2 protein-coding genes are annotated in these 4,814 nt (G+C 32.1%); one reads left to right on the top strand and one right to left on the bottom strand.

The window, feature by feature from the left end; translation table 11 throughout:
- Nucleotides 1–315 precede the first annotated feature (315 nt).
- On the bottom strand, nucleotides 316–3,762 hold the full coding sequence (locus ACH2CG_RS08315; RefSeq protein ID WP_395064078.1) for a pyruvate carboxylase: 3,447 nt from the start codon (nucleotides 3,760–3,762) through the stop codon (nucleotides 316–318).
- 345 nt (nucleotides 3,763–4,107) lie between these two features.
- Between ACH2CG_RS08315 and ACH2CG_RS08310 the strand changes: the two genes are divergently transcribed.
- A partial coding sequence (locus ACH2CG_RS08310; protein ID WP_395064076.1) for a hypothetical protein occupies nucleotides 4,108–4,814 on the top strand: 707 nt, incomplete at its 3' end.

The raw sequence follows: 4,814 nt of genomic DNA, 5'->3' as shown, positions 1-4,814 counted from the left end.
ATAGATTTAAAAGGAAGCTTAAGATACAACCCAAGCTCAGACAAGTTCGAAGGTTTCAACGGAATACAATGGACACCACTACATTAAGTAATAAAATTGAAACTACTCAATCAACTCAATGCCTGCCATATAACATAAAAAACAATGATACACCAACATCATAATTTCAAGTAATTTTTGTAAAGCTCAACACAACAATACCAGAGCTTCTAAAAACATTAAGAATCATCTAATAAAGATATAGCACCAAAAATCTCTTTTTGGTGCTATATTTTTATTAATTATTTCCAATAAACACTTAATATAATAGAGCAACTAATTTACAAGTAATACACAATCATCTTGTTCTACCATTGAATTCTCTTTCAACAAAATTTTGGATACAATTCCTTTTTTTGGTGAACAAATAGTAGTCTCCATTTTCATTGCTTCAATAACAAATAAAGGGGTGTCTTTCTCTACCGCATCGTGTATGTTAACCATTATTTTTACTAATTTCCCTTGTAATGGTGCACCAACATCATTAGAATCAGAAGTCTTAACATTGCTAATTTTGGTTGACTTTATAGTATTATCTTTCACAAGAACATTACGAGTTTGACCATTAATATGAAAATAAACTTCTCTAAATCCCTCTTCATTAGGCTCGCCCATATACCTGAATTTGATTAAGAGGTTTTTACCCAAAGCTAAATTTACCAAAACCTCCTCATTAGATTTTAAAGGATAATAAAACGTTGGCGTTGCCAATTTTTCAACTTTACCAAAATGTTTTCTAAAAGCATAAAAATCGGTAAAAACTTTCGGGAACATAATATAAGATAATAAATCTTCAAGAGTCAATTTAGAATCAAATTTCTCGTGTAGTTTTTTTAATTCTAATTCGAAATCAATGGATTCTATGTGTGCGTTTGGCTTTTCAGTGTAAGGCTCTACGTCTTTTAATATTATTTTTTGAAGCACTTTAGGAAATCCACCATACGGTTGTCCTAAGTCGCCTCTAAACAACTGTTTAATAGACTCTGGAAATGCAAGTGTATCACCTTTTTCAATCACATCAATGGCTGTCAAATTGTTCGATGTCATGAACAATGCCATGTCACCAACCACTTTTGATGATGGTGTAACCTTAACAATATCACCAAACAACTCATTAACAATAACATAATTTTGTTTGATGGTTTCAAATTTATCTTCCAATCCCAAACCTCTTGCTTGTGGCAAAAGATTGGAATACTGTCCGCCAGGGATTTCATGATTATAAACCTCGGCAGTTCCTGCTTTTAGTTCGCTTTCAAAAGGATAATAATATTCTCTTACTACTTCAAAATAATTTGAATATTCGTTTAATTTTTTTAAATCTATCTGGGATTCTCTTTCAGATCCTTCTAAAGAGGCAACGAATGAATTAAAATTAGGTTGCGACGTTAAACCGCTCATAGAAGCTAAAGCTACATCAATTACATCTACGCCTGCTTCGACTGCTTTTAAATAGGTAGTAGATTGTACAGACGATGTGTCGTGTGTATGCAAATGGATAGGGATAGAAATGTGCTTTTTTAATTCTTTAATTAACACTTCGGCAGCGTAGGGCTTTAACAAACCTGCCATATCTTTTATCGCAAGCATGTGTGCGCCTGCAGCTTCTAATTCTTTAGCCAAATCTACATAATACTGCAAGTTAAATTTTGGGCGATCAGGATTTAATATATCACCAGTGTAACAAATACAAGCTTCTGCTATGGAATTTGTTTTTTCTCGTACAATTTTAATACTATGTCGCATTCCTTCAATCCAATTTAAAGAATCAAAAATTCTAAAAACATCAATACCATTTTCGGCACTTTTAATTATAAATTGTTCTAAAACATTATCAGGATAAGCAGCGTAACCAACAGCATTACTTCCTCTAAAAAGCATTTGCAACAATACATTAGGTGCTGCTTTTCTAATCAATCTTAATCGTTCCCATGGATCTTCATGAAGAAAGCGCATCGTTACGTCAAAAGTAGCACCACCCCAAACTTCCATAGAAAACAATTGAGGGAAATTTTTGGCCATACCTTCAACAACTTTAAGAAGATCATGATTCCTTAGTCGAGTTGCAAAAAGTGATTGATGCGCATCCCGAAGTGTAGTATCTGTATAAAATATTGTCTTTTCATTTTTTATATAGTCAATAAACTTATCCCTACCCAACTCGTTTAGCAAATCCTTTGTTCCTTTGGGGTATTCCTTTTGAGTAATCATTGGAATAATTGGTTTTCTAAAAGTTTTATTGGCATCATAATTTTTTATGTCAGGATGACCATTCACTTTTAACTCCGCCAAATATTTTATTAATTTTGTCCCTCTATCTTGAGAATATTCATATCTAGGAATAAGTAAAAGCGGATTATCCTGTATAAAATTAACGGTGGCACCACCGTTTCTAAATGTATCATTGGACATCACATTTATAAGGAAAGGAATATTTGTTTTTACACCTCTAATTCTAAATTCTTCCAACGCTCTTCGCAAACGGTCAGAAGCTCCTTTTAATGTTCTTCCACTAGATGAAACTTTTACTAACATCGAATCAAAAAAAGGAGAAACTACAACGCCAGAGTAACAACTTCCTTCATCTAAACGAATACCGTAGCCGCCAGCATTTCTATAAGCAATGATAGTGCCATAATCTGGTTTAAAATCGTTCACTGGATCTTCGGTTGTAATTCTGCATTGTATTGCCCAACCACTGCACTTTATGTCGTCTTGATTATGAATAAATATCTGGTTATGTGAAAGCGGATGTCCTGCAGCAATAATAATTTGTGATCGCACAATGTCAATTCCTGTTATTTCCTCTGTAATAGTATGCTCAACCTGAATTCTAGGATTAACTTCAATAAAATAGATGTTCTCTTCTTTATCAACTAAAAATTCTACCGTACCTGCATTGTTATAATTAACATGTTTTGCAATTTTTAACGCATAATCAAACAGTCGTTTTTTAGTTTCTGGTTTTAAAATAGAGGGCGCCACCTCAATTACTTTTTGAAATCTTCGTTGAACCGAACAGTCTCTTTCGTAAAGATGAACAACATTACCATGATTATCGCCCAAAATTTGTACCTCAATATGCTTTGGGTTGTCAATGAATTTTTCAATAAACATAGTGTCATCTCCAAATGCTTTTATTGCTTCACTTTTTGCATTGCCAAAAGACATTGCCATCATATCTGAATTATGAACAACACGCATTCCTCTTCCACCACCACCTGCTGCTGCCTTAAGCATTACTGGGTATCCAATTTCCACAGCCTCAGACAAGGCATCCTCAACAGAATTGAGTGGGATTTTAGAATCTTTAATCAGTGGTACATCAACTTTCTTAGCTACTTTCTTAGCCGCTACTTTATCGCCTAGTTGAAGCATAACATCAACTCGTGGTCCCACAAAAATAATCCCTTCTTCTTGGCATCTTCGAGCAAAATCTACATTTTCAGACAAAAATCCATAACCAGGATGTATAGCATCAACTTGATTCTCTTTTGCAACATTGAGGATTTCTTCAATAGAAAGATAAGGTTTTAAAGCCTCCGATTCATCACCTATTTGGAAACTTTGGTCAGCTTTATACCTATGCAAAGAATACCTATCTTCATAGGTGTAAACAGCAACAGTTTTTATTCTTAATTCAGATGCAGCTCTAAATACTCTAATAGCAATTTCTCCGCGGTTTGCTACAAGTATTTTTTTGATAATTAGATTTTCAATCATGTAAAATAGTAAATTGGGGGTTATTAATTTTCGACTAAATTACAAAAAAAGTGTTATTTTAAAAACAAAAAAATATAATTTAATGTGTTTAAAAGTAAACTTTGAATCAATCAACTTTAGTGTTTTTTTGTCAATAAAAACACCTCCCAAATGGAGAATGAATACTTAATTTAATAAAACAGTATTCTAAAACAGATAAAAAACATTCCAATATGAAAGATTATTTATGAAAAGACTGCAAATCTGGGCAATAACTTCAACTAATCCAATCGTTAATTAAATCCAAAAAACCAATTTAACATACTATTCTTTTTTAGTTTATATTTGTTAATACAAAAAAATGAAATGAAAAACTTTAACATACTAATGTTTTTTGTAAACATTCTTCTCCTTGACGCTCAAACAAATCCTGATTTAATTCAAGTCAAATGGATAAACAGCAATAATGGACTATCAGAAGTTTATGTAAATAATTGCATTACTGACAACAACGGATTTGTATGGATTGGAACCGAACTAGGATTATTTCGTTACGATTGGGAGGAAGCAACTTGTGTTAAAAATAGCAAATATCCGAAGATAAGTACCCAAAGAATTACAAACCTATTTAAAGATTCTAACACAGGTGTAATTTACTTCTCTACATCACCTGAAGAAAAACAATACAGCATTACAGACAATCAAATAAAACAATTAAAGGATAATGAAGGCATACAAGTTAGCAACAATATTTTTTTGCAATCTAACAGTGAAATGTTCAATGTAATAAGCAAGTATAACAAACAAAACACAAACACCAACAATCTCCGCATAAGTACAATTACAAATAATTCCTTTTATTATATACAGTACAATGATTCAATAGTTTGCCTTGATAAAAAAGGAGTTACAAACATTATTGATTATCCAAAAAAAGGATATACTGTTTTACTAAAATTTAAGGAATCGGTAATAGTACTAAACAAAGAAAAAATTGGACACATTGTAGGAAATAAAATAAGTTTTGAGACCATTGATACAGATGGTGTTATTAAAGATTTCATTAAAAGTGG

Source organism: Flavobacterium sp. (genome assembly GCF_043778725.1).
Taxonomy (GTDB): domain Bacteria; phylum Bacteroidota; class Bacteroidia; order Flavobacteriales; family Flavobacteriaceae; genus Flavobacterium.
Note: the sequence above shows the minus strand (reverse complement) of the source record. Positions and strands in the feature narration are given on the sequence as shown.